Source organism: Paracidovorax avenae ATCC 19860 (assembly GCF_000176855.2).
GTDB lineage: Bacteria > Pseudomonadota > Gammaproteobacteria > Burkholderiales > Burkholderiaceae_C > Paracidovorax > Paracidovorax avenae.
The window spans coordinates 2,357,962-2,381,989 of sequence record NC_015138.1 but is presented as its reverse complement, the minus strand read 5'-3'; the positions used below and the strand labels follow the sequence as shown (position 1 = coordinate 2,381,989).

General features: G+C 66.7%; 19 protein-coding genes, 1 pseudogene and 2 riboswitches. Of the genes and pseudogenes, 9 read left to right on the top strand and 11 right to left on the bottom strand.

Annotated elements, in window-relative coordinates; all coding sequences use genetic code 11:
* Positions 1 to 22 precede the first annotated feature (22 nt).
* On the top strand, positions 23 to 1,729 hold the full coding sequence (locus ACAV_RS10530; protein ID WP_013594557.1) for an electron transfer flavoprotein-ubiquinone oxidoreductase: 1,707 nt from the start codon (positions 23 to 25) through the stop codon (positions 1,727 to 1,729).
* Between the two features lie 30 nt (positions 1,730 to 1,759).
* Here the strand turns inward: ACAV_RS10530 and ACAV_RS10525 are convergent, their stop codons facing one another.
* The 10 genes and pseudogenes from ACAV_RS10525 to aepX all read right to left on the bottom strand — a co-directional run.
* On the bottom strand, positions 1,760 to 2,590 hold the full coding sequence (locus tag ACAV_RS10525) for a metallophosphoesterase (protein WP_013594556.1): 831 nt from the start codon (positions 2,588 to 2,590) through the stop codon (positions 1,760 to 1,762).
* An 87-nt stretch (positions 2,591 to 2,677) separates the two neighbouring features.
* A complete protein-coding gene (locus tag ACAV_RS10520; protein WP_013594555.1) occupies positions 2,678 to 3,364 on the bottom strand; it encodes a class I SAM-dependent methyltransferase in 687 nt (228 codons plus the stop codon).
* 38 nt (positions 3,365 to 3,402) lie between these two features.
* Positions 3,403 to 4,827, bottom strand: coding sequence for a hypothetical protein (locus tag ACAV_RS23820; protein WP_157768758.1), 1,425 nt, complete (start codon positions 4,825 to 4,827; stop codon positions 3,403 to 3,405).
* Positions 4,827 to 5,651, bottom strand: coding sequence for a sulfite exporter TauE/SafE family protein (locus ACAV_RS10510; RefSeq protein WP_013594553.1), 825 nt, complete (start codon positions 5,649 to 5,651; stop codon positions 4,827 to 4,829). The genes ACAV_RS23820 and ACAV_RS10510 overlap by 1 nt, the downstream gene beginning before the upstream one ends.
* 27 nt (positions 5,652 to 5,678) lie before the next feature.
* Positions 5,679 to 7,160: a phosphonoacetaldehyde dehydrogenase gene (phnY, locus tag ACAV_RS10505; protein ID WP_013594552.1), complete on the bottom strand. Its 1,482-nt coding sequence runs from the start codon at positions 7,158 to 7,160 to the stop codon at positions 5,679 to 5,681.
* Between the two features lie 3 nt (positions 7,161 to 7,163).
* The gene (asnB, locus tag ACAV_RS10500) at positions 7,164 to 9,152 is read right to left on the bottom strand and encodes an asparagine synthase (glutamine-hydrolyzing) (RefSeq protein ID WP_013594551.1); all 1,989 of its coding nucleotides are present in this window, start codon (positions 9,150 to 9,152) and stop codon (positions 7,164 to 7,166) included.
* Between the two features lie 38 nt (positions 9,153 to 9,190).
* Positions 9,191 to 9,889: a phosphocholine cytidylyltransferase family protein gene (locus ACAV_RS10495; RefSeq protein ID WP_013594550.1), complete on the bottom strand. Its 699-nt coding sequence runs from the start codon at positions 9,887 to 9,889 to the stop codon at positions 9,191 to 9,193.
* On the bottom strand, positions 9,886 to 10,845 hold the full coding sequence (locus ACAV_RS10490; RefSeq protein ID WP_013594549.1) for a diiron oxygenase: 960 nt from the start codon (positions 10,843 to 10,845) through the stop codon (positions 9,886 to 9,888). The genes ACAV_RS10495 and ACAV_RS10490 overlap by 4 nt, the downstream gene beginning before the upstream one ends.
* A gap of 18 nt (positions 10,846 to 10,863) precedes the next feature.
* Positions 10,864 to 12,057, bottom strand: coding sequence for a phosphonopyruvate decarboxylase (gene aepY, locus ACAV_RS10485; RefSeq protein ID WP_013594548.1), 1,194 nt, complete (start codon positions 12,055 to 12,057; stop codon positions 10,864 to 10,866).
* Between the two features lie 32 nt (positions 12,058 to 12,089).
* A pseudogene (aepX, locus tag ACAV_RS10480) lies at positions 12,090 to 13,004 on the bottom strand (phosphoenolpyruvate mutase); the annotation flags it as partial.
* A gap of 806 nt (positions 13,005 to 13,810) precedes the next feature.
* Between aepX and ACAV_RS10475 the strand changes: the two are divergent.
* The 3 genes from ACAV_RS10475 (at position 13,811) to ACAV_RS10465 (ending at position 16,613) form a co-directional block, all read left to right on the top strand.
* Positions 13,811 to 14,803: an ABC transporter substrate-binding protein gene (locus ACAV_RS10475; protein ID WP_013594546.1), complete on the top strand. Its 993-nt coding sequence runs from the start codon at positions 13,811 to 13,813 to the stop codon at positions 14,801 to 14,803.
* 117 nt (positions 14,804 to 14,920) lie between these two features.
* The gene (locus ACAV_RS10470; RefSeq protein WP_013594545.1) at positions 14,921 to 15,805 is read left to right on the top strand and encodes an ABC transporter permease; all 885 of its coding nucleotides are present in this window, start codon (positions 14,921 to 14,923) and stop codon (positions 15,803 to 15,805) included.
* Positions 15,806 to 15,818: 13 nt separating this feature from the next.
* Positions 15,819 to 16,613, top strand: a complete 795-nt coding sequence (locus ACAV_RS10465; protein ID WP_013594544.1) for an ABC transporter ATP-binding protein — start codon at positions 15,819 to 15,821, stop codon at positions 16,611 to 16,613.
* Positions 16,614 to 16,704: 91 nt separating this feature from the next.
* On the opposite strand, the gene ACAV_RS10460 is transcribed toward ACAV_RS10465, so the two are convergent.
* Positions 16,705 to 17,163 carry an Lrp/AsnC family transcriptional regulator gene (locus ACAV_RS10460; protein ID WP_013594543.1) on the bottom strand — a complete coding sequence of 153 codons (459 nt, stop codon included), beginning with the start codon at positions 17,161 to 17,163 and terminating at the stop codon, positions 16,705 to 16,707.
* Positions 17,164 to 17,403: 240 nt separating this feature from the next.
* Positions 17,404 to 17,502, top strand: a riboswitch (glycine riboswitch).
* Positions 17,503 to 17,521: 19 nt separating this feature from the next.
* Positions 17,522 to 17,651, top strand: a riboswitch (glycine riboswitch).
* A gap of 57 nt (positions 17,652 to 17,708) precedes the next feature.
* On the opposite strand from ACAV_RS10460, the gene gcvT reads away from it, so the two are divergent.
* The 5 genes from gcvT to ACAV_RS10435 all read left to right on the top strand — a co-directional run bounded on the left by gcvT (position 17,709) and on the right by ACAV_RS10435 (position 24,000).
* Positions 17,709 to 18,845 carry a glycine cleavage system aminomethyltransferase GcvT gene (gcvT, locus tag ACAV_RS10455; protein WP_013594542.1) on the top strand — a complete coding sequence of 379 codons (1,137 nt, stop codon included), beginning with the start codon at positions 17,709 to 17,711 and terminating at the stop codon, positions 18,843 to 18,845.
* A gap of 109 nt (positions 18,846 to 18,954) precedes the next feature.
* Complete coding sequence (gene gcvH / locus ACAV_RS10450; protein ID WP_013594541.1) at positions 18,955 to 19,329, top strand: glycine cleavage system protein GcvH; 375 nt, start codon at positions 18,955 to 18,957, stop codon at positions 19,327 to 19,329.
* A gap of 98 nt (positions 19,330 to 19,427) precedes the next feature.
* On the top strand, positions 19,428 to 22,394 hold the full coding sequence (gene gcvP, locus ACAV_RS10445; protein WP_013594540.1) for an aminomethyl-transferring glycine dehydrogenase: 2,967 nt from the start codon (positions 19,428 to 19,430) through the stop codon (positions 22,392 to 22,394).
* Positions 22,395 to 22,498: 104 nt separating this feature from the next.
* On the top strand, positions 22,499 to 22,960 hold the full coding sequence (locus ACAV_RS10440; protein WP_013594539.1) for an FKBP-type peptidyl-prolyl cis-trans isomerase: 462 nt from the start codon (positions 22,499 to 22,501) through the stop codon (positions 22,958 to 22,960).
* 14 nt (positions 22,961 to 22,974) lie between these two features.
* On the top strand, positions 22,975 to 24,000 hold the full coding sequence (locus ACAV_RS10435; protein ID WP_013594538.1) for a MerR family transcriptional regulator: 1,026 nt from the start codon (positions 22,975 to 22,977) through the stop codon (positions 23,998 to 24,000).
* Positions 24,001 to 24,028 lie beyond the last annotated feature (28 nt).

Here is a 24,028-nt window from a genome sequence, read left to right as displayed (position 1 = left end):
AAATGCCGAGACGAGACAACCCATGACGAAAGACGAAATCCTTGCCCAATACGGTCCGCGAGAGGCCATGGAATACGACGTGGTCGTGGTCGGCGGCGGCCCCGCCGGGCTTTCCGCGGCCATCCGGCTCAAGCAGATGGCCGCCACGAACGGGCAGGACGTGTCGGTGGTGGTGCTCGAAAAGGGCTCCGAGCCCGGCGCGCACATCCTCTCGGGCGCCATCATGGACCCGCGCGCGCTCACCGAGCTGATCCCCGACTGGAAGGAGCGCGGCGCGCCCCTGAAGCAGCCGGTGACGGAAGACGCCATGATCTTCCTGGGCGAGAAGTCGTCCTGGCGCACCCCCAACTTCCTGCTGCCGGGCTGCTTCCAGAACCATGGCAACTACATCGTCAGCCTCGGCAACGTGGTGCGCTGGCTCGCCGCGCAGGCGGAGGAGCTGGGCGTGGAGATCTTCCCGGGCTTCCCGGCCGCCGAAGTGCTCTACAACGAGGACGGCTCCGTCAAGGGCGTGGCCACCGGCAACATGGGCGTGGGCAAGGACGGCGAGCCCACGGGCGACTTCCAGCTGGGCATGGAACTGCACGCCAAGTACACCCTGTTCGCCGAAGGCGCGCGCGGGCACCTGGGCAAGCAGATCATCGCCCGCTACAAGCTGGGCGAAGGCCGCGATCCGCAGACCTACGGCATCGGCGTGAAGGAACTGTGGGAAGTCGATCCCAAGGTGCACCAGCCCGGCTTCGTGATGCACACCGCCGGCTGGCCCATGGATGCCGACACCTACGGCGGCGCCTTCCTCTACCATGCCGAGGACAACAAGGTCACGCTGGGCTTCATCACCGGGCTGGACTATTCCAACCCCTACCTGAGCCCGTTCGAGGAATTCCAGCGCTGGAAGACCCATCCCAACATCCGCTACTACCTGGAAGGCGACGAGGCCAAGGGCATCAAGCCCGCCAAGCGCATCGGCTACGGCGCGCGCGCCATCACGGCGGGCGGGCTGCTGTCGCTGCCCAAGTTCGTGTTCCCCGGCGGGGCGCTGGTGGGCTGCGACGCGGGCTTCCTGAACGTGAGCCGCATCAAGGGCAGCCATGCCGCCATCAAGACCGGCATGCTGGCCGCCGAGGCCGCCTACGACGCGATCCGCGCCGGCCGCCAGCACGATGAACTCACGGCCTACCCGCAGGCCTTCGAGAACAGCTGGCTGCACGAAGAGCTCAACAAGGCGCGCAACTTCAAGGCGTGGTTCAAGAAGGGCCTGGTCACGGCCACGCTGATGAACGGCATCGAGCAGTTCGTGCTCAAGGGCAACATCCCCTGGACGCTGCACCGCGACAAGCCCGACCACGCCTACCTGAAGCCCGCGGCCGAGTGCAAGCCCATCGCCTATCCCAAGCCCGACGGCAAGCTCACCTTCGACCGGCTCTCCAGCGTGTTCATCAGCAACACCAACCATGCGGAGAACCAGCCCGCGCACCTGACGCTCAAGGACGCGAGCGTGCCGGTGAACGTCAACCTGGCGAAATACGCCGGGCCCGAAGCCCGCTACTGCCCGGCGGGCGTGTATGAATTCGTTCCCGACGAAGCCCGGGGCGCCAACGCGCAGCGGCTGCAGATCAACGCGCAGAACTGCGTGCACTGCAAGACCTGCGACATCAAGGACCCGACCCAGAACATCGTGTGGGTAACGCCCGAAGGCGGGGGCGGGCCGAACTATTCGGGGATGTGAGGGGCGCTCGCGCACTGCGCGAGCGCCGCATCAGACCGAAATCACCAACGCATCATTGAACGCCTCGTTCTCGCTCTCGCCCGAGCCGCGCACATAGCCTCGTGGATTCGAGATCACCCGGCATGGCCCGACACGGTAGTCGAAGGAGCGGTGCGTGTGCCCGTGGACCCAGAGCGCGGCCCCTTGGAAACAGGCGTCCGGAAGTTCGTTGACGAACGCCGGGGACACCCAATCCGAGGCGAAGTCTTCGCTCAACGAGCCCCGATGGGGCGCATGGTGGGTGACGACCACCGTGGGCCCCCGAAACGGCATGCGCAGCCTCGACAGCAACCACTGCCGGTCGCGGCGATGGCGGTCGGCTGTGTCTGCGGGCCTCAGCGCCCGGATGAGCGGTGCTTCATCAAGGCCAGGCGCCTCACAACGGATGCTTCGGTACTCATTGAGGGTGCGCGCCGCCGCGCCCATGGCGCGTGCGGGGTCTGCCGCCTGCAAGCTAGGCGGTGCATCCGGTTCATCGGATCGGAGGCGGAGACGAAAATCCGTCCAGAGCGTGCATCCCAGAAAACGCACGCCCGCCATTTGCAGCTCGTCGCCGTCGAGCAGATGGACAGGGCCATGCGCTGCCCGCGCACGCATGGCCTCGAGTTCATGTTCGAGAACGGTGCCGTAGTACTCGTGGTTTCCCGGCACGAACACCACGGGGCGGCCGCTGGCCGCCGCGCACTGGAGCAGCCAATCGACCGACTCCCTCCCCGGCGAAAGGATGTCACCCGCCACGATGGCCACGTCGAAATCGACGTTGTCTGGCCACCGGAACGCGCTCCGATCGGCGTGCAGATCAGAGAGCACCAGCAGCTTCATCGAACTCGCTTCGCGCCAGTGTCCTGTCCCGTCAATCGTTTCATGGAATGAAGCCGGCGCATTCGTGCACAGCGGCGGGACCGTGCATCAGCCCCGCCTTCCGACACCGTACTGGAAGAGCGACGGTGTCTCGTGGACTTCGACGGTCAGGCCCGCTTTAGCGCACGCGGCGGCGATTTCTTCGCTCGTGTAGTAGTTCTTCACGATCGTGCTGGTCTGGCCATTCACCAGCTTGCGCGTCATGAGTTCACCGCTGAGCCCCAGCACATGGGGCGCCACGGCCTCGGGACGCTGACAGTTGTCCACGAAGAAGAACTTGCCGCCCTGGCGAAGGTGGACAGCCACCGATGACAGGAACTCGTCGAACAGATTTCGCGGCACGTGCGATATCCAGAAGCCGAACGCGACGGCGTCGAAAACCCTGTCCGCCCGCCACTGGAAAATATCCGCCTGAACCAGTGCCACCCGGGGATCGCCGGCAGCGGCATTGAGGGCGAGCATCTGCGGCGAGCCATCCACAATGGTCAGGGTCTTGGCCGTCCGCAAGAGCTTGCGGCTCCATATCCCGGTACCGCCAGCGAATTCGAGCACGTCTCCGCCCAGATCCGCCGCCTGCAGCGCCTCATCGACGATGGCCGCCTCGGAGTGCCAGCGCGCATTGGCCTCCACGCCTTCGTCGAAGGCATTCCGGCGATACCACCAGTCGTCGTACTCCGGTGCGCGATCGTCGTAGTACTTCTGCTGCTCCTCCAGAATGGCACTCAATTGCGTCATGAAGCTCTCCAAAGAATGAACAAATCCATTGCGCCATGCTAGGGCCGCCGTCCCGTCCCTTGCAGTTGGCGAAACCTCTGCTGCCCGCGACGCACCGCCTCGACCACCTGCGCCACCGAGCACATGTCGAGAACCTTCGGGTACTCCAGCACCGCGGGCTCCATCCCGAGATCCCACAGGAACTTGTTCAGGCACAGGTACCCGATGGTCCGGATATTGGCGTCCACGAACAGATGGTTGCGATCCAGGCTCTGGCAGCAACGCACCGTTGCGGCGACTCGCATCTCCTCGGCGTCCGGTGCGCCCGCATCGATTCTGTCGAGTTGGCGATAGTAATGGGCCAGGATGTCCGCCGCTTTACACCCACAGTCGAGCGAATGCTTGGCGTTCGCCGTCAGCTGCAGCCCACCACCCTCCTCGCGCTCCCCGATGGTGATCCAGCCCGTGCCGGCATCCGGCGATGCCAGAAACTCTTCCAGGCCCGCCGCAGTGTGGTTGCGGCCCTCGATCAGGGGAAATGACACGGCCCTGGAACGGTATCCTTTCTGGAAGCGCTCCTGCATGGGAGTCGGAACCCTCCTGAATGCGTTGCCGATCGCGACATCGTGAATCTCGAGGAGAGTGTCCGCCGTCAGCGGAGCCCGGCCCAGCGACATGAGACGCCGCAGTGCCTGAAAGCATCCGGCCATGTACCCCAGCTCGTTCTCGAAGTGATACCGCCCCAGTTCGGATGACCAGTCGCTCGCATCCATGAACAGGTAGCAGGCGAGTTCGTCGTGATTCACGAGGCGGCAAGGCTCCGGCAAGCAGTCCCGCGTGCGGACAGTTTCCAGGAGGATCGCCAGGGTGTTCCGAATCACCAGCCCGGCGGGCGTGCGTGGAAGCACGACATCCACGTCATCCCGCAGACGCGCCAGCACCGCCTCTTCCGGATGACACGGCATTCGCAAAGCCAGAACCTCGAAGAGCAGACAGCACACGCCATTGAGCAGGCGTGTGGCTTGCGATCCGGCCTCGGTTCCCCGCACGCTCAGCTGCGCAGGCGCGCAATGTGCGAACAGATCGTGCAACGCAACCAGACCATGCACGGGGTCCTGGTGGCGATCGCTTTCCATGGCGCTCAGACCGCAAAGGCGATGCACCGACGCCAATTGCCCGCGGAAATGCGCGACGGCCGGCCCGATCCCGGTCGTCTCCCGCGAATGCAGGTCCTCACGGTACACCAGGACATCGGTGAGTGGGTCAACCGCCAGCCGCCCCAGCAGGCCTTCGCGCGCCGCGACGTCGCAGCAGCGCAGAGCAGAGGAGCGCCAACCGACCACCCCGGCGATGGCCGCGACCAGTTCGGTCGTTCCGTCCGGCCTCTCGACCAGAAGGATGCCCTCGCTCGCCTCGCCGACCCACTGCGCGCGGCGCTCCATCGTGCGCGCAAGGGCGGATGGTGCGGAGGGTGCCGCCGCCATCAACCGAAGACCTTCCACACGGTGATCACCGCGCCCAGGAGCATCACGAGTCCGAACGCCCGCTTCAAACGCTGGGTGGGCAAGCGATGCGAGACGGAAACACCCCAGGGCGCGAGGAACGCTGCCGGTACGGCAACCGCAATGGCGGCGGTCCAGCACACCAGGCCAAGCAGCCCCGGCATCGCTGCGATCTCCGGGGTGGGGCCCAATGCAAAAGCAAATGCACCCACGAGCGCGATGGAGAGACCCACGGCACTCCCCGCCGCGACGGCATTGCGCATCTCTATGCTGTCACGCTGCGCCAGCAGATAGGGGATCGTCAAGCTTGCCCCGCCCACGCCCGCTGTCGCACTGAACATGCCGATCATCCCGCCGATGGCACGCGGCGAAATGCGCTGTATCAGCTGCGGAGACGCGGACGCATCCACGGCCGCACGAGAGGCGCCAGCGCCCCGCAGCATGCGCAGACCGAAGTACGCGGCGTAGAGGCTGAATACCAGGGCCACCCACACACCGTGTACCAGGCCGGCGGCAACGGCCCCCACGGCGGCACCCATCGCCGCGGACGGCGCAAGGCGCTTCACCCAGGCGATGGGCAATGCGCCGCGCTTGTATTGGGCATAGACGGCGCTGGCCGTCGCCGGCACGGTGGCGGCCAGCGCCGTGGCAACCGCCACTTGCGGAAGCGTTGCCATCTCCAGGGGAAACTGCAAGGGAAGCAGGACGATGAACACGGGCACCATCAGAAACCCCCCGCCAACGCCGAGCAGGCCGGACAGAAAGCCAGTCACCATCCCGGTGATGATCAACAAGGTATAGACCACTCAAAATCTCCTCTCATGCACCCGGCATCACCCTTCCCAGGGGAGCGAGTATGTTTTGACGTTCGAGAAAGAATGCATCGCCTCGATCACGCCTTCCTTGAATCCCAGGCCGGAGTCCTTGATGCCGCCGAATGGCGTGGACTCCAGGCGGTAACCCGGCACTTCCCGGATGTTGACGGACCCGACCTGCAATTCGGCGATGAACCGTTGGATGTAATCCCAGCGATTCGTGCATACCGAGGATGACAGGCCGAACTCCGTTGCGTTGCATATCCGGATGGCTTCTTCAATGCTGCCGAACTTGATCACCGGGGCCACGGGACCAAACGTCTCCATGCGAACCAGCTCCATCTCCGGTCGCACCCCATCAAGGACCGTAGGTAGATACAGCGCCCCTTCGCGCCGATGGCCATGGCGCAATCGGGCACCATCCAGTATCGCGGACTGGACACGTCGCTCAATGCACTGCGCCGCTGCCACATCGATCACGGTGCCCAGATCAGAGGCCTCGTCGAAGGGGTCGCCCGCACGGAGCGCGGATGTGGCGCTGACCAGCGCCTCCACGAACGCATCGGACACCTTCTCATGAACGAGGATCCGCTTGATTGCCGTGCACCGCTGTCCACTGTTGCGGTAGGCCCCGGCGACCGTCAACTCCACGGCCTCCTCCAGATCGGCGTCCTCCATCACGATGATGGGATCGTTGCCGCCCAGCTCCAGGATCTGCCGCTTGTACACCGCCGACTTCGCCACGATCTTGCCCGCGGCCACGCCACCCGTGAAGCTGACCACGTCCACCTCCGGCGCCCTCAGCAAATCCGGACCGATGACATCGGGCTTGCCGGTGATGACGGTCAGCATCGGGCCCGGCAGGCCTGCTTCGTACAGAAGATCGGCGAACATCAACGCGGTGAGGGGGGTCTTCTCGCTCGGCTTCAACACCATCCTGTTGTTAGTCGCCACGGAGGGGGCCACCTTATGGACAATTTGGTTGAGCGGATGGTTGAACGGGGTGATGGCGACGATGACCCCCAGCAAGGGGTCGCGTTGCGTATAGACCCGGCGCTTGCGCCCATGGGGCCCCACATCGCAAGAGAAGACCTTGCCGTCATCGACGAGCGCCTGGGCCGCCGCACTGGAAAGCACGTCGGCTGCCCGCATGACTTCGTGCCTCGCATCGCGGATACATAAGCCGCTCTCGGCAACGATCGAGTGAGCGAACAGTGCCGACCGCTCGACCAGCAGCTCACGAGTCCTGCTCAGAATCAGATGCCGCTCGTAACGGGACAGCTCCGAGCGAAAGGCATGCGCACGCTCCAGTGCCCGCCTCACGTGATGCGGCTCTGCCAAGGGAACCGATCCGACGAGTTCGCCGGTGTACGGGAAGCGAACCTCCAGGCGTGCCTCCCCGCCCAGGCGCTCGCCGCATATCCTCCAGTCCTCGTGCCGAACCTTCGCTGGAGATGCCGCCGCAGATGCCTCGCCCGATGATTTGTGCTCGTTCAGCATGGTCTACGCCACCATCGCCGGGGCTTCCAGCCGGGAAGCCGTGACACTGGGCTCCTGCACCTGGCTGTCCACCACCCGCCGGAACCACAACTCCAGGTTCATGAGCATCCACACCTTCTTTCCGTAGAAGTCGTAATCCAGCGACTGCGGGTTGCCCAGGAAATGCTCCAGCCGCTTCGGGTCGAAGATACCGCGTTCGCGCGAACGCTGATCCAGCAGCAGGGCCCGCGCGTCGTCCAGCATCCCCGACTTCATCCAGTCATCAAGGGGCGTCGGAAACCCCATCTTCTTGCGGTGCGCGAGGTGCCCCGGGAGCAGCGACTGACCGTGCTTGCGCAGCAGGTACTTGTTCTGATCCAGCACTTCGGACGCCTTGAATGCCGACGTGCCGAGCGCGCGAAGCAGTGACATGGGAGAGCGCCACTTCATCTTCAACGCATGCGGCATGTGTATGAAGGTCTCGACCAGTTCGTGGTCGACGAACGGTACGCGCCCCTCCAGCGATGCGAGCATGCCGATGGTATCCACCTTGTCGAGCACGCAGCCGAGGTGGATCTTCTGAAAGGCGTGCAGCACCCTGTCGTGGGGATCGCACTCCTCGGTGTCCGAAAACGCCTCGTCGAAAGCCGCCAGCGTCGCGCGGTCCCCCTTCAGTTGCGCCCGTGCATCGCCAGTGAGCAAGTCCATCTTTTCCGGGATCGGCATCCAGTGATAGACATTGAGAAAGTGCTCAAGGTGGTTCTTGCACCCCAGATTGGCCACAGGGCCGTAAGGATCGCGGCCGAAGCGCTGCAAAGAACCGGCGGCAGGCCCCAGCAGCCGGCGCATGACGTGGATCTTTTTCCAGTCGAACGGCGACCGCATCACCCGCCCATAGCCGCCGAACAGCTCATCTGCGCCATCGCCGCACAAAGCGACCTTCACATGGCGCCGGATTTCCTTCGACAGCTTGAGAACCGCGACCATCTGCGGAATCATCAGTGGCGCATCGCATTGTTCGATCAAGGGCGCCATGCCTTGGACATACTCCCGCTGGTCGATCGTCAGATGGGTGTGCTCGGCGCCAACGGCCTCTGCCACCTCCGCCGCGAACTCGCCTTCGTCGTAGCCATGAACCCCGTAGCCGATCGAGAACGTCTGCGGCTTGGTCGTCATGTTCCTGGCCATCAAGGCGACGAGGATGCTCGAGTCCAGGCCACCACTGAGGTAGGCGCCCAGCGGCACATCCGCCACGAGGCAGCGCCGAACGGCGGCGTTGAGCTTGTCATGAAGCTCTTCCATCCAGGCGGCTTCGCTTTTCCGATGGTCAGGACGGGGCACCGGCAACGCCCAGTAGCGGCGGCGCTGCATCTGCCGCGGCGTCACCACCATCATCTCCCCGGGGAGCAGCTTGTGGACGCCTTCGAAGTAGGTCTGCTCCCAGACCGGCTGCCGAAACGACAGATAGCTCGAAATGCCGTCCAGGCTGGCACGCTTGTGGAATCTGGGATGCTGGAAGAACGCCTTGACCTCCGATGCGAACAGGAAATCCTTACCGATCTCCGTCCAGTAGAAGGGCTTGACGCCGAGCCGGTCCCGCGCCACCGTCAGGGACCCGGAGCGCGGGTCCCACGCCGCGAACGCGAACATGCCGGAGAGATGATCCACGCATTGCGCGCCCCAGCGAATGAAACTGCGCAGCAGCACCTCCGTGTCCGAGCGGGTGCGGAACACCGCCCCAGCCCCTTCGAGCTCCCGCCGTAGTTCCTTGTAGTTGTAGATTTCTCCGTTGAAAACCAGTGCCACGCCGGTGGCCGGATCAATCATGGGTTGATGCCCACCCGGTACGTCGATGACGCTCAGGCGGCGAAAGGCCAGACCGACAGGCCCGGAGACATGCATCCCGGCATCGTCGGGCCCCCGGTGGACGATGGTCTGGTTCATTCGGTTCAGCACCTCACGTTCTTCGAACGACTGACCGTCTCGATGAAAAATACCCACAAAGCCGCACATCTCTGCCTCCTAGCGAAATAGCTGTCACGCTGATGCGATCACGCATCGAATGAAATTGCCTGGGCCCGTTCCAGATCGGAAACGTCATCGACCTCAGCCCACGACTTGCCGCCAAGCCAGACGACATGCGCCCGATGCTCGGAGCACAATTCGGGCAGCACCGCGGTGTAGTAGTCCTGGCGCCGCTGGCCGAGTTGGACGCATCGGTTGATCAGCGCTCCCAGCCTGGGTGAAGCGGCTGCCCCGAAGCGTGCCAGGCCGATGAAGTTCCCGTGCCCCTCGGACACCGGAATGTGGCTGCCGACCTCCAGCAGCTGCTCGCCACGCGCCCGAATTCGCATCGTGCCCTCGAGACACTGGCGTCCGTCGCCAAGAAGCGCCACATCGGACGAGCAGCACAGCAGATCCCGCAGTGCGTCTCTCGAGACCCTTACGTCCGCGAACTGCACCAGGCAGTCCCCCTGCAGCAGCTCGCTGAAGGCAGCGAGGGTCCAGAGGTTGTTCGTCTCCGCATACTGCGAATAAACGTGATGCTGTACATGCCCGGGGAGCGCACCGATGATTTCCTTGCTGCGGTAGCCGACGATGACATGGACATCGGAAACCCCCAGTTCCTGCAACGCATCGAGCTGGTGTTGCAGCAAGGTCTTTCCATCGATCCTGAGCAAGCACTTCGGACTGGCCGTGTGCCCACGGATGCGGCTGCCGACGCCTGCCGCCAAGATGATCGCCCTCATGCCGCAACCCCCTCGGGAATATCCATGGAAAGGCCGTACCGGTGCATCTCATCGCGCAGGTACGCGCTGTCGGCCACGCCCGCCTTGCGCAGCGCACTGATGGAGGACCTCGCACCGTTGCGACGGGACTCCGCGAGGCTCGCTTCGGAGTAGCAGTCGAAGATGACCTGATCGGCATCGTCTTCGCCGAGACCGATTTCCCGCAGCTGGCTGCGGATGAACACGATGTCCGGATCGATGAAGATGGATATGAACTTCGGCAGCAGCGGGCCGATCTTGGCTTTCAGGGTTTCGGGCAACTGCGGCCAGGCCTGCGCAATGAAGCTCGCGAAGAAGCGGTGATGCTTGCTCTCGTCCTCCGCGTGATCTTTCATCACCTGCCGGATCGGCGCAATGACCCGTGGGTCCCGGGGGACCTCGACCAGGTTCTTCGTGATGAGCGTCTCGGAGATCGAGCAGAAGAAGATCGGCAGCAGCGGCCGCAGCGCGGGATCGGCCCGCGCGACTTCACGCTGAAGCCGAAGAAAGAACGCCGGCACCCTTGGCGCATGGTTTCGAATACCCGTGCGCGCTTCCGCCAGACGCGACAAGTCGGCGGTGATCTTGCCGTGGTAGGACTCGTCCACCAGGATGTTCCATGCGTCGGCAACCATGGCGCCCGGCAGATCGAAGCCCGATCTGCCACGCGCAATGCTGTAGACGGCATGGTTCACCACCTCATGTTCGAGAACCTGGGTGAACTCCAGATTCGAAAACAATGCCTGGGCGAGCAGCCACCTGGCAGCCTCCGGTCCGCGCCTGGCCACCAAGGGATGGGACACGCTCGGCACGAGCTCCGGGGTGAATAGAAGCCCCCGGGTCCAGTCCATCTCGGTCGCCTGGTGCGACGGAATCTCTCCGCGCACCTTCGCAGTGGAGGCCCACCTCTCGAACGGCAGGTCGTATGCAATTGTCATGACTGGTTTCCCGATCGATCAGGCACCCACCTGGTCAGCGCGCTCGGGAACCGCCTGGGCCTCGGCATCGGCGTCCGACAACAGGTGGCGAGAGAAACGGCGCCCCACCTCCTCCGGCGAAACCGTTGGCCTGGGAAGGTTGTGCATGGAGCCCGGCCGGACCCGTACATGGATGAAATGCGGCCCGACCGAGTCCAGGGCGCTGCGCAGCGCCTCCGCCACCGCGTCGATGCCGTTGCATGAGTAGATGACCTGGTAGCCGCACGCGGAGGCGATCTGCGAGAAATCGATGTTGCCCGAGTTCGTCGGCTGCCCCCCGGTGCTGTCGTGAACCCCGTTGTCGATCACGAGGTGCACCATCGACGAGGGACGGTAGCGACCGATGGTCGAAAGATTGCCCAGCTTCATGAGGGCCGCGCCGTCGCCGTCGAGCACGATGATCGGCCGATCCGTGGCCAGTGCGGCCCCCAGACCGACAGCGCTCGCGCAGCCCATGGAGCCGACCAGGTAGAGGTGGCGATGGCTGTCTTCAATGCAGAACAATTCCCGGCCCGTCTTGCCCGTTGTCGCGATGAGCCCCGCCTGTGGCGGTGCCGTAGCGACGACGGTTCGCAGAACGTCTTCCCGGCTGGGAAGGGCCATCGCGGGGTCTCCCAGCGTGCGCAGCGTGGCCGACGGGGGACGCACCAGACCGACGGCCTTGAGCTCCTCGGTTTCCAGGACATTGGGGTCCACCACGAGCGCATACGGCAGTTGGGTACGGTCAATGACCTCGCGCGCCGTCTGCAGGGCCGGGCCGATGAGTTCCGGCTTCCAGGGGAAGGGGCCGTGCGGTATCTGGAGCGTGTCCAGCAGCCGGTGCGTGATCTCCCCCATGAGCCGGTGCTGCGGCTCATCCGGTACGCCCGGTGATCCGCGCCAGCTGCAGATCAGCAATGACGGAATCTTGAAGATGTGGTTCAGCGATGTGAGAGGGTTCACGGCATTGCCGAGCCCCGAGTTCTGCATCATCACGACCGGCAGGCGCCCGCCCAGGTAGGCGCCGGCGGCGATCCCCACGGCCTCGCCCTCGCTGGAGGCCATGACATGGTCCACCTTCGCATCGCTCAGCACGCCGTTGAGCAAGGGCGTGAGGTACGAGCAGGGGACGCTCACGTAGAAGTTGAAACCCAGCCGTGTCGCCGAATCGACGAAGTCCATGCCGCTGATCATTGAAGTGCTCCTGTGGAGACCGGGTCCAGGGCATTCCCGCGGGGCAGGTAGCGATGCTCGGCCTGCGTGAGTTCATCCTGCTCGACGAGATCGAAGATCTCCTTGACCCGCGGCAGATCGTTCTCGATGTCCTTGAGCGATCGCTCGCGGTAGATGGTCTCGCAAACGCGCCTCATGCTCGCCACCGAGGCGCGCAGGTTGTGGTTGGCCCAGATGATCGCGGCGATCTTTGCGTCGATGAAGCGCTCCGTCGGCACCGCGTAGTACATGGTCGGAACGATGATCAGGGGGCCCCGGTCCTGCCAATGCTCTGCGAACTGCAGGATCTCGGCAGCATCGCTCTTTTTCGAATGGATGAGGATCGCATCCGCCCCGGCCGCGTGGTACTTCTCTGCCCGCTTGAGGGCCTCCGTCAGGCCTCGTCCGGCAATCAACGCCTCGACACGCGCAACGATGCAGAACGCATCGTTGAGCTGGCTGTCCTTGGCGGCCTTGATCTTTCCTGCGAACTCGTCCGGATCCGCAAGCTCCTGGCTTTCACCAATGAAGGAGTTCGTTTTCGGAAAGATCTTGTCCTCCAGGCACACGCCCGCCACATTGCGCTGGCACAGCTTGCGCACGAGGCGGCGCACGCTGTTGAAGTTGCCATACCCCGTGTCGCCGTCCAGCAGCACGGGCAGATCGGTGCTGTCGGTCATGAATTCCACCACCTCCAGCGTCTGGGTCCAGGACGCCTCGTTGGCATCGCGCACGCCCAGCGAAGCGGAGATCGACAGGCCCGATGCCCAGATCCCCTTGAAGCCGGCCTCCGCCACGATGCGCGCGGACAGTCCGTTGTGCGCCTCCATGAGAAATCCCGTTTGCGGGCCGGAGATGAGGGCACGCAGTTTGGAAGCCAGTACCTCATCGCGACGTTGCAACGCGTTGCGCTCGATTGTCAGAGTCATTTCACCTCCTTCGGCTGTTGGAACCGCTATCCGACCGGCAGACCGCTGCCGCCATGCAGGACGCAGCCCATCCCGCAATGAAACATCAGCTCGGCCCAGCGCCTCGCCAAGTAGTCTCAACCACAAAAGCGTTGCAATAATATTTCAATTTCTTGAAATTCCTCATTACGGAATTTCTCACTATTCATAACGCTAACACTTACCAGAGAAGGGAACTTATCCAAGCTTCCAGACTCGCGCCCTTCAACCCCATAACTTATTGATTTACATATATCCCAAGCGATCTACGTGGAAGTTTCGAGGAGCTTCCGGAAGCACTGACACACCCTGAATACGATAGAAATGACCTAAAAACCCGGTCTACAGACCCGTACTGGAGCCTCCACAATTTCACGACCCAGCAGTAATTTCCTGAACCAGTTCATCTCTTATTGACCTTGCAGATCAGGAAAGCAAGAAAGTTGCGCAATCCCGTGAAGTTCGATGGACCGACCCGGCGCTGGGCAAACAAACCCTGCGCTCGCGCGACCCCGGATCCGGGCGCCGAACACGCGCCGCAGAACCAGCGAACCGGCGGCCCGCCACGGGGATTCCGCACCGCCGCGCTGCGCCATCGGGGCACGCGTGCGAGCCCGCGGGCGACACAGTCGCTAGACTCCCGGGCTCCAGGCAGCGGCCTCCGTCCCTGCACGCGTCTGGTCCATCTCTGCAGGGACGATCACACCGGCGGGCCGCCTTCGGGCCGCCCGTGCACGCCACCGCCCATGGCGCGCCCCGCGCGGCCGGGCGGACAGGAAATTTCGAGCATGAAGCATTCGTTTGGCGCGCCCTGGGGCGCTCTCGCGCTGGCCGTGGCGGCTGTCGTCGCCGGCACCCCGCCGGCCGTCCTGGCCCAGCAGGCCTCCACCCCCAAGTCCGTGGCAGTGACGGCCATCGTCGAGCACCCGGCACTGGACTCGATCCGCGACGGCGTGAAGGCCAGCCTGCAGGCCGCCGGCTACGAAGAGGGCAAGACGCTCAAGTGGCAGTACCAGAGCGCCCAGGGCAACACCGGCACGGCCGCGCAGATCGCGCGCAAGTTCGTGGGTGACCAGCCCGATGCCATCGTGGCCATCGCCACACCCTCCGCGCAGGCCGTGGTGGCCGCCACCAAGAACGTGCCGGTGGTGTTCTCCGCCGTGACCGATCCGGTGGCCGCCAAGCTGGTAGCGAACTGGGAGCCCTCCAAAACCAACGTGACCGGCGTGTCCGACGTGCTCGCGCTCGACAAGCAGATGGAGCTGGTCCGGCAGGTGGTGCCCGGCGCCAAGCGCGTGGGCGTGGTCTACAACCCCGGCGAGGCGAACTCCGCCGTGGTGGTGAAGGAGCTCAAGACCCTGCTGCCCAAGCTGGGCATGACCCTGGTGGAGGCCGCCGCGCCGCGCTCGGTGGACGTGGGCGCCGCCGCGCGCAGCCTCGTGGGCAAGGCCGACGTGATCTACACCGGCACCGACAACAACGTGGTCTCGGCCTACGAGGCGCTGGTGAAGGTGGGCCAGGAGGCCAAGCTGCCGCTGGTGGCCGCGGACACCGACAGCGTGAAGCGCGGCGCCATCGCCGCCTACGGCATCAACTACCGCGACCTGGGCGAGCAGACGGGCCGCATGGTGGTGCGCATCCTCAAGGGCGAGAAGCCCGGCGACATCAAGCCAGAGATCAGCACGAAGATGGAGCTCTTCGTGAACCCCGGTGCCGCCGAGAAACAGGGCGTGAAGCTGTCCGACGCGCTGGTGAAGTCGGCCGCGCAGGTCGTCCGCTGACGCCCGGGGGGCGCACGCGCCCCCTCCCCGCCCTCGCCATCCCCCTGCCCGCGGGCCGCCGCGGCGCGGTGGCGGCGAGGGCGCTTTCCTCCCTCCACGCCGTTTTTACGCCGCGCCATGTCCCTGTTCTCTTTCCTGGGCGCCATCGAGATCGGGCTGATCTTCAGCCTCGTCGCGCTGGGCGTCTTCATCTCGTTCCGCCTGCTGCGCTTTCCCGACCTGACGGTGGACGGCAGTTTCCCGCTGGGCGGCGCCGTCTGCGCCGTGCTGATCGCGGGCGGCCACGGCCCGGCCGTGGCCACGGTGGCCGCGACGGCCGCGGGCGCGGCGGCGGGCCTCGTCACGGGCTGGCTCAACGTGCGCCTGAAGATCATGGACCTGCTCGCCAGCATCCTGATAATGATTGCGCTCTATTCGATCAACCTGCGCATCATGGGCGGGCCCAACGTGCCCCTCATCACCGAGCCCACGCTGTTCACGCAGCTCCAGCCGGGGGGCATGGCCGACTACGTCGCGCGGCCGCTGCTGCTGGCCGTGATGATCGTGGCGGCCAAGCTGTTCATGGACTGGTTCTTCGCCACCGAGAAGGGCCTGGCGATCCGCGCCACGGGCTCGAACGCGCGCATGGCGCGCGCCCAGGGCGTGAACACCGGCGCGATGGTGCTGCTGGGCATGGCGGTATCGAACGCGCTGGTGGCGCTGGCCGGCGCGCTCTTCGCGCAGACCCAGGGCGGCGCCGACATCTCGATGGGCATCGGCACCATCGTGATCGGGCTGGCGGCGGTGATCGTGGGCGAGAGCCTCCTGCCCTCGCGGCGGCTGGCCTGGGCCACGCTGGCGGTGATCGTGGGCGCGATCGTGTACCGCTTCTTCATCGCGGCGGCGCTCAACAGCGATTTCATCGGCCTGAAGGCGCAGGACCTGAACCTCGTCACGGCCGTGCTGGTGACCATCGCGCTGGTGATCCCGCAGCTGCGGCGCAAGCGGGCCTCGCGCCGTTGAAAGGACACGCACCATGCTGAGCGCACAAGACCTGCACATCACCTTCAACCCCGGCACACCGATCGAGACGCGCGCGCTGCGCGGCATGTCACTGGACATCCCGGCCGGGCAGTTCGTCACCGTCATCGGCTCCAACGGGGCCGGCAAATCCACCTTCCTCAACGCCATCTCGGGCGACCTGGGCGTGGACGCGGGCCGCATCGCCATCGACGGCGAGGACGTCACGCGCCTGCCCGTGTGGGAGCGCGCGCCGCGCGTGGCGCGCGTCTTCCAGGACCCCATGGCCGGCACCTGCGAAGACCTCACCATCGAGGAGAACATGGCGCTGGCCCGCCAGCGCGGCGCGGGCCGGGGCCTGCGCGGCGCCGTGAAGGCGACCGACCGCGCCCTCTTCCGCGAGCGGCTCGCCACGCTGGGCCTGGGGCTGGAGAACCGCCTGGCGGACCGCATCGGCCTGCTCTCGGGCGGGCAGCGGCAGGCCGTGAGCCTGCTCATGGCCGCGCTGCAGCCCTCGCGCATCCTGCTGCTGGACGAACACACCGCCGCCCTCGACCCGCGCACGGCCGACTTCGTGCTGCAGCTCACCGCGCGCATCGTGGCCGAGAGCCGGCTCACGGCGATGATGGTCACGCACAGCATGCGGCAGGCGCTGGACGTGGGCGACCGCACGGTGATGCTGCACCAGGGCCAGGTGGTGCTGGACGTGTCGGGCGAGGAGCGCAGCCGCCTGGACGTGCCCGACCTGCTGCGCATGTTCGAGACCGTGCGCGGCGAGAAGCTGGCGGACGACGCGCTGCTGCTCGGCTGAACTCGTCCACCGCCAGATGCTACTTATTTAATAGCGAACAACATAGCAAATACGGCGACATGGAGCATCCCCGGCTCCCAAAAGGCCCGATTCAGTCCGTGCGCAGCGGCAGATCGGCCTTCTTGAGCGTGCGCAGCACGAAGCTGGAGCGGCTGTGGCGAATGCCCTTGATGCGGTAGAGCTTCTCGCGCAGCAGGCGCTCGTAGTCGCGCGTGTCCTTGACCACCACGCGCAGCAGGTAGTCGTAGTCGCCGGAGACGAGGTGCGCCTCGATCACCTCGGGAATGCTCGCGAGCGTTTCGCCGAACTTCTCCAGGGTGTTGTCGGAATGGCTGTCGAGCGTGACCTGCACGAGCACGGTATCGGCCAGGTCGAGCGCCTGGGCGTTGAGGCGCACGGTGTAGCCCTCGATCACGCCGGCCTCTTCCATCTTGCGGATGCGGCCCCAGCACGGCGATGGGCTCAGGCCCACGGCCTGCCCGATTTCCTGCAGGCTCGCGCGCGCGTCGGCCTGCAGGACGGCCAGGATTCTTCGGTCGATGCGGTCCATGGATGCATTGTGCGCGTGGCCGCGCGGCGGCAGAAGAATTTTCTGCAGCAGCGCCCATTCCCCGCAAATTCAAAAAATCCATCGGCGCCCCGCCCCGCATACTTTCCGCCACGGGACGCCCTTACCCGGGCGCACGCAACGGGCAAGGCCCCGGCCGGTTACCGCCGGCCGGGGTGCTTGGCACCAGGATCGGAAAACATCCGCGCGAACGACCCCGCCCCCCGCGCGCTGCCGTTAGAATCCGCCCCGTCAGGAGAGAGCGCCGCGCCCGCAACGGGCCGCCGGCGCCGCCGAAGGCGCAGGGGATTCCCGAACGCTCAGGCAAAAGGACTGGCAAGGCGCCCGCAGGGATGCGGGCGTTCCCCCGGCTGGAGAGAGGCCCGCCCCGTGCGGGTCCACCGAAGGAGCAAGCCCCACCCGGGCGCCGCGATGTCCGCGAGCGCCCAGGCGGCGTGAATCTCTCAGGTAAAGCGGACAGCGGGCAGATCGCGTGGCGCACCGATGGCGCCGCGCGTGCCCCATTGCCCTTGCCCGAAAGCCCGCCCATGTCCGCCGACGCCTCCCCCTCCGCCCTGCTTTCCACGCCCCTGCACGCGCTGCATCTCGAACTCGGCGCCCGCATGGTGCCCTTCGCGGGCTATTCCATGCCCGTGCAGTACCCCGCCGGCCTGATGGCCGAGCACCTGCACACGCGGCAGGCCGCCGGGCTGTTCGACGTCTCGCACATGGGCCAGCTGCGCCTCGTGGGCGCCGACGCCGCCGCCGCGTTCGAGACCCTGGTGCCCGTGGACGTGATCGGCCTCGGCGTCGGAAAACAACGCTACGGCCTGTTGCTGAACGACGCGGGCGGCATCATCGACGACCTGATGTTCGTGAACCGGGGCGACGACCTGTTCGTGATCGTCAACGGCGCCTGCAAGGCCGGCGACATCGCCCACATCCAGGCGCGCATCGGCCACCGCTGCGAGGTGGTGCCGATGCCCGAGCAGGCCCTGCTGGCGCTGCAGGGCCCGCAGGCCGCCGCGGCGCTGGCACGCCTCGCGCCCGCCACCGCCGCGCTGGTGTTCATGACCGGCGGGCGCTTCGAGATCGCCGGCTGCGACTGCTTCGTGACCCGCAGCGGCTACACGGGCGAGGACGGTTTCGAGATCTCCGTGCCCGCCTCCCAGGCCGAGGCGCTGGCCCGCGCGCTGCTGGCCCAGCCCGAGGTGAAGCCCATCGGCCTGGGCGCGCGCAATTCCCTCAGGCTCGAAGCGGGCCTGTGCCTCTACGGCAACGACATCGACACCACCACCACACCGCCCGAGGCCGCGCTGAACTGGGCCATCCAGAAGGTGCGCCGCACGGGCGGCGCGCGCGCGGGGGGCTTTCCCGGCGCGGACCAGGTGCTGGCGCAGATCGACGACCCGGCCCGGCTCGCGCGCCGCCGCGTGGGCCTCGTCGCCCGCGAGCGCGTGCCGGTGCGCGAGCACACGGCCCTGCAGAGCCCCGAGGGCGCGGCCATCGGCGAGGTGACCAGCGGCCTGCTGGGCCCGAGCGTGAACCAGCCCATCGCGATGGGCTACGTCGCCCCGGCGTTCGCCGAACTCGGCACCGTGGTGCACGCCATCGTGCGCGGCAAGGCCGTGCCGATGGAAGTGTGCGCCCTGCCCTTCCTGCCGCCGCGCTACCACCGCGGCTGAAAAAGGCCGCGGCCCGCGGCTACAGTCGCCATTCCCTGCCGAGGGATTTCTTTTCTTCCCTGTTTTCGTCCGCCCCGGCGGACACCCACTTTCTCATCCAGGAGCCCCCATGACCATCCAGTATTCCCGCGACCACGAGTGGATCAACGCCGCCGATGCCGGCGCCGCCGTCGTCGGCATCACCGTCCATGCGCAGGACGCGCTGGGCGACGTGGTGTTCGTCGATCTGCCCGAGGTGGGCAAGACCTTCGCGCAGGGCGAGGTGGCCGGCGTCGTCGAATCGGTGAAGGCCGCCGCCGACGTGTACATGCCCGTGTCCGGCGAGATCGTGGAGGTGAACGAGGAGCTGCGCGCCGACCCCGCGCTCGCCAACTCCGACCCGCTGGGCGCGGGCTGGTTCTTCAAGGTGCGCCTCTCCGATCCGTCGCAGCTCGCATCGCTGATGGACGAGACGACCTACACCGAGTTCGCCAAGAACAGCTGAGCCCCGCGCCGGTGCGCGGCGCTCCGCCCGACGCCGCGCACCCTTTTCCTTTTTCCTTTTTCCTTTCCCTTCCCCGCCCGCTGAACGGGACCCTCCCCATGCCGACGCCCACCTTCCCGCCGCTTGGCGCGCTTGAAAACGCCGCCGAATTCCAGCCCCGCCACATCGGCATCGATGCCGCGGACGAACAGCGCATGCTCTCGGCCATCGGCGAGGCCTCGCGCGCGGCGCTGGTGGAGAGCATCGTGCCGCGCTCCATCGCCCGCACTGCGCCGATGGAGTTGCCGCCCGCCACGACCGAGGCGGTGGCGCTCGCGGAACTCAAGGCCATCGCCTCGAAGAACCGCGTGCTGCGCAGCTTCATCGGCCAGGGTTACTACGGCACGCACACGCCGGGCGTGATCCTGCGCAACATCCTGGAAAACCCCGCCTGGTACACCGCCTACACGCCCTACCAGGCCGAGATCTCGCAGGGCCGCATGGAGGCCCTGGTCAACTTCCAGACGATGGTGTGCGACCTCACGGGCATGCCCATCGCCAACGCCTCGATGCTGGACGAAGCCACGGCCGCGGCCGAGGCCATGACACTCGCCAAGCGCTCCGTCAAGTCGAAGAGCCAGACGCTCGTCGTCTCGGGCGACACGCATCCGCAGACCATCGAGGTGATCCGCACGCGTGCCGAACCCCTGGGCATCACGGTGGTGGTGGCGGACTCCGAGGCCGAATGGAACGCCGCGATCGAGGGCGACTTCTTCGCCGCCGTGATCCAGTACCCTGCCAGCAGCGGCTGGCTCGCCGACTGGAGCGCCGACGTGGAGAAGATCCACGCGAAGCAGGCTGCCGCGATCGTGTGCGCCGATCTGCTGGCGCTCACGCTGCTGGTGCCGCCCGGCGAATGGGGCGCGGACATCGTCGTGGGCAGCACGCAGCGCTTCGGCATGCCGATGGGCGCGGGTGGCCCGCATGCCGCCTTCATGGCCTGCCGCGACGACTTCAAGCGCTCGCTGCCCGGCCGCCTCGTGGGCGTGAGCGTGGACGCGCACGGCCAGCCGGCCTACCGCCTCGCGCTGCAGACGCGCGAGCAGCACATCCGCCGCGAGAAGGCCACCTCCAACATCTGCACGGCGCAGGTGCTGCCGGCGGTGATCGCCAGCATGTATGCCGTCTACCACGGGCCCGAAGGCCTCAAGCGCATCGCACAGCGCGTGGCGAGCTTCACGGCCATCCTGGCCAAGGGCCTCGTGGCGCTCGGCCATACCGCGCACCACCACGAGTCGGCCTTCGACACGCTGTGCCTGCACACGAAAGAGCAGACCGGCGCGCTGCTGGCGCGCGCCGTGGAGCGCGGCGCCAACCTGCGCGTGGCCTGGAACGACTACCTCTGCATCTCGCTCGACGAAACCACGACCCGGGCCGACATCGAACTGCTCTGGTCGATCTTCGCCACCGACGGGCAGGCCCTGCCCCGCATCGAGGATTTCGCGGATGGCGTGAACCCGCTGATCCCTGCAGAACTGCTTCGCAAGAGCGCCTTCCTCACGCACCCGGTGTTCAACACCCACCATTCCGAGACGGGCATGCTGCGCTACATCCGCCAGCTCTCGGACAAGGACCTGGCGCTCGACCGCAGCATGATCCCGCTGGGCAGCTGCACCATGAAGCTGAACGCCACGAGCGAGATGATCCCGATCACCTGGCCGGAATTCGCGCAGGTGCACCCGTTCGCGCCCGCCGACCAGCTGGAAGGCTACCGCCAGCTCGACGAGCAACTGCGCGCCTGGCTCTGCCAGGCCACGGGCTACGCCGGCATCAGCCTGCAGCCCAACGCCGGGTCGCAGGGCGAATACGCGGGCCTGCTGGCCATCCGTGCCTACCATGCGGCGCAGGGCCAGGGCCACCGCAACATCTGCCTGATCCCGAGCAGCGCGCACGGCACCAACCCGGCCAGCGCCCAGATGGTGGGCATGCAGGTGGTGGTGACGGCCTGCGATGCGAACGGCAACGTCGACATGGACGACCTGCGCGCCAAGTGCGAGCAGCATGCCGAGAAGCTCGCCTGCGTGATGATCACCTACCCCAGCACGCACGGCGTGTTCGAGACGCAGGTGAAGGAACTCTGCCAGCTCGTGCACCGCCACGGCGGCCGCGTGTACGTGGACGGCGCCAACATGAACGCCATGGTGGGCGTGGCCGCGCCCGGCGCCTTCGGCGGCGACGTGAGCCACCTGAACCTGCACAAGACCTTCTGCATCCCGCACGGCGGCGGCGGCCCCGGCGTCGGCCCCGTCTGCGTGGTGGAAGACCTCGTGCCCTACCTGCCGGGCCATGCCACTGCTGGCGCACAAGGTGCGCTTGAGCCAGCGCCGGGCCGCCCCAAGCTGGCGAAGGCCCCCCTGGGGGGCAGCGAACCACACGCAGTGGGTAGCGTGGGGGCTGTCAGTGCCGCCCCGCTGGGCAATGCCGCGGTGCTGCCGATCAGTTGGATGTACATCCGCATGATGGGCCCGGACGGCCTGCGCGCCGCCACCGAGACGGCCATCCTCTCGGCCAACTACATCAGCGCGCGCCTGAAGGACCACTATCCCACGCTGTACGCGAGCGCCAACGGCCATGTGGCGCACGAGTGCATCCTGGACCTGCGCGGCTTCAAGGAGACCAGCGGCGTGATGGCCGAGGACGTCGCCAAGCGGCTGATCGACTACGGCTTCCACGCGCCCACGCTCTCCTTCCCCGTGCCCAACACGCTCATGGTGGAGCCCACCGAAAGCGAGACGCTGGCCGAGCTGGACCGCTTCATCGACGCGATGATCGCCATCCGCGGCGAGATCCGCCGCATCGAGCAGGGCGAGTGGCCGCAGGACGACAACCCGCTCAAGAACGCGCCCCACACCGCGCACAGCCTGCTGGGCGGCGAGTGGACGCATCCCTACCCGCGCGAGGCGGCGGCCTATCCGGTCGCGGCGCTGCGGCAGGCCAAGTACTGGTCGCCCGTGGGCCGGGTGGACAACGTCTACGGCGACCGCAACCTGTTCTGCAGCTGCGTGCCGGTGTCCGACTTCGCGTGAGCCAGAGCCGGAGCCAGAGCGTGGACCGTGCCTGTGCACGCCGGCAGCGATGCCCGGCGGCGCAGGCCGGCTACCATCGCGTCTTTTGACCGGAGACCCGAACCGTGAAGAAGACCTTCCTGCCCGCTCTCGCCGCCGTCCTGCTGGCCGGTACCGCCTGCGCACAGAAGCCGACCGCCGCCCCTGCCGCACCCGCTGCACCCGCCGCTTCGGCCGCTGCCGCACCGGCACCCGTCACCACCGCCAGCGGCCTGGTGTACGAGTCGATCAAGGAAGGCACGGGCGAATCGCCCAAGGCCACGGACGTGGTGAAGGTGCACTACCGCGGCACGTTCCTGGACGGCAAGGAGTTCGACAGCTCCTACAAGCGCGGCGAGCCCACCGAATTCCCGCTCAACCGCGTGATCCCCTGCTGGACCGAAGGCGTGCAGCGCATGAAGCCGGGCGGCAAGGCCCGCCTCACCTGCCCGCCCGCCATCGCCTACGGTGCGGCCGGCGCCGGCGGCGTGATTCCGCCCAATGCCACGCTGCGCTTCGAGGTCGAACTGGTCTCCGTGCGCCGCTGAGCGGAGCGCGTGCCATGCAGCGGCTGCGGGTGGGCGAGCTGGCCCGGCGCACCGGCCTGACGGTGCGCGCGCTGCACCATTACGACGAGATCGGGCTGCTGCGGCCCTCCGCGCGCTCGGAATCCGGCTACCGCCTCTACAGCGAGGCGGACGTGCAGCGGCTGCATGCCATCCAGACCCTGCGCCACCTCGGCCTGGCGCTCGGCGACATCGCAGGCCTGCTGCAGGGCGGGGGTCCGGACCCTGAGTCCATCATCGCGCAGCAGATCCAGGCGCTGGACCGGCAGATCACCCAGGCCACCGAGCTGCGCGGCCGGCTGACCCTGTTGCGCAACGGGCTGGTGGCCGGCCCTGCGCCCGGCATGGGGGACTGGCTGGAGACGCTGGCCCTGATGGGCACGTACGGCAAGTATTTCAGCGCCGCCGAGCTCCAGAAGATCTTCGGCAACTGGAAACGCATCGAGGCCGACTGGACCGTGGTACGCGACCTCGTGCGCGCCGCGATGGACCGCGGCCTGCCGCCCCAGGATCCGGAGGTGCAGCGGCTGGCCTACCGATGGATGGGGCTGATGCTGCACTGGATGGACGGCGACATGGCGCTGCTGGACCGCTGGGGCCACATGTTCCGCACCGAGCCGGGCACCCAGGGCCGCAACCATGCGCCTTCCGGCGACATGATCGCCTACATCGAATCCGCCATCCAGTTGCGCGTGGCGCTGCTCACCCGCTACATCGACCTGCCGGACCTGTACCGCCTGGGGCACGTTCCCTACACGGACTGGGCGGCGCTCGATGCGCAAGTGCAGGCCCTGGTCGCACGGCAGGTACCGCCGGACAGCGCTGAGGCCCGGGCCGCGTGCCGTCGCTGGAGCGAGCTGCTGGACACTCTGACATGCCGGGACCCGGAATTGCGGCGCAGGCTGCTCACGGCCGCGGCCAGCGAGCCCCTGCTGCGCGCGGGCACCCCCTTGAGCGAGGTGGCGCGCGCCTACCTGGAATCCGCGCAGGCATTCGCACAACAGGCGCCAGGGCCCGCTTGACCCTCACGCAACGTGAGGCTTCACAGTC

Coding starts and splice junctions, on each gene's coding strand:
- ACAV_RS10530 (WP_013594557.1), top strand. CDS start 23: ATGACGAAAGACGAAATCCTTGCCCAATACGGTCCGCGAGAGGCCATG.
- ACAV_RS10525 (WP_013594556.1), bottom strand. CDS start 2,590: ATGAAGCTGCTGGTGCTCTCTGATCTGCACGCCGATCGGAGCGCGTTC.
- ACAV_RS10520 (WP_013594555.1), bottom strand. CDS start 3,364: ATGACGCAATTGAGTGCCATTCTGGAGGAGCAGCAGAAGTACTACGAC.
- ACAV_RS23820 (WP_157768758.1), bottom strand. CDS start 4,827: ATGGCGGCGGCACCCTCCGCACCATCCGCCCTTGCGCGCACGATGGAG.
- phnY (WP_013594552.1), bottom strand. CDS start 7,160: ATGCTGAACGAGCACAAATCATCGGGCGAGGCATCTGCGGCGGCATCT.
- asnB (WP_013594551.1), bottom strand. CDS start 9,152: ATGTGCGGCTTTGTGGGTATTTTTCATCGAGACGGTCAGTCGTTCGAA.
- ACAV_RS10495 (WP_013594550.1), bottom strand. CDS start 9,889: ATGAGGGCGATCATCTTGGCGGCAGGCGTCGGCAGCCGCATCCGTGGG.
- ACAV_RS10490 (WP_013594549.1), bottom strand. CDS start 10,845: ATGACAATTGCATACGACCTGCCGTTCGAGAGGTGGGCCTCCACTGCG.
- aepY (WP_013594548.1), bottom strand. CDS start 12,057: ATGATCAGCGGCATGGACTTCGTCGATTCGGCGACACGGCTGGGTTTC.
- ACAV_RS10475 (WP_013594546.1), top strand. CDS start 13,811: ATGAAGCATTCGTTTGGCGCGCCCTGGGGCGCTCTCGCGCTGGCCGTG.
- ACAV_RS10470 (WP_013594545.1), top strand. CDS start 14,921: ATGTCCCTGTTCTCTTTCCTGGGCGCCATCGAGATCGGGCTGATCTTC.
- ACAV_RS10465 (WP_013594544.1), top strand. CDS start 15,819: ATGCTGAGCGCACAAGACCTGCACATCACCTTCAACCCCGGCACACCG.
- ACAV_RS10460 (WP_013594543.1), bottom strand. CDS start 17,163: ATGGACCGCATCGACCGAAGAATCCTGGCCGTCCTGCAGGCCGACGCG.
- gcvT (WP_013594542.1), top strand. CDS start 17,709: ATGTCCGCCGACGCCTCCCCCTCCGCCCTGCTTTCCACGCCCCTGCAC.
- gcvH (WP_013594541.1), top strand. CDS start 18,955: ATGACCATCCAGTATTCCCGCGACCACGAGTGGATCAACGCCGCCGAT.
- gcvP (WP_013594540.1), top strand. CDS start 19,428: ATGCCGACGCCCACCTTCCCGCCGCTTGGCGCGCTTGAAAACGCCGCC.
- ACAV_RS10435 (WP_013594538.1), top strand. CDS start 22,975: ATGCAGCGGCTGCGGGTGGGCGAGCTGGCCCGGCGCACCGGCCTGACG.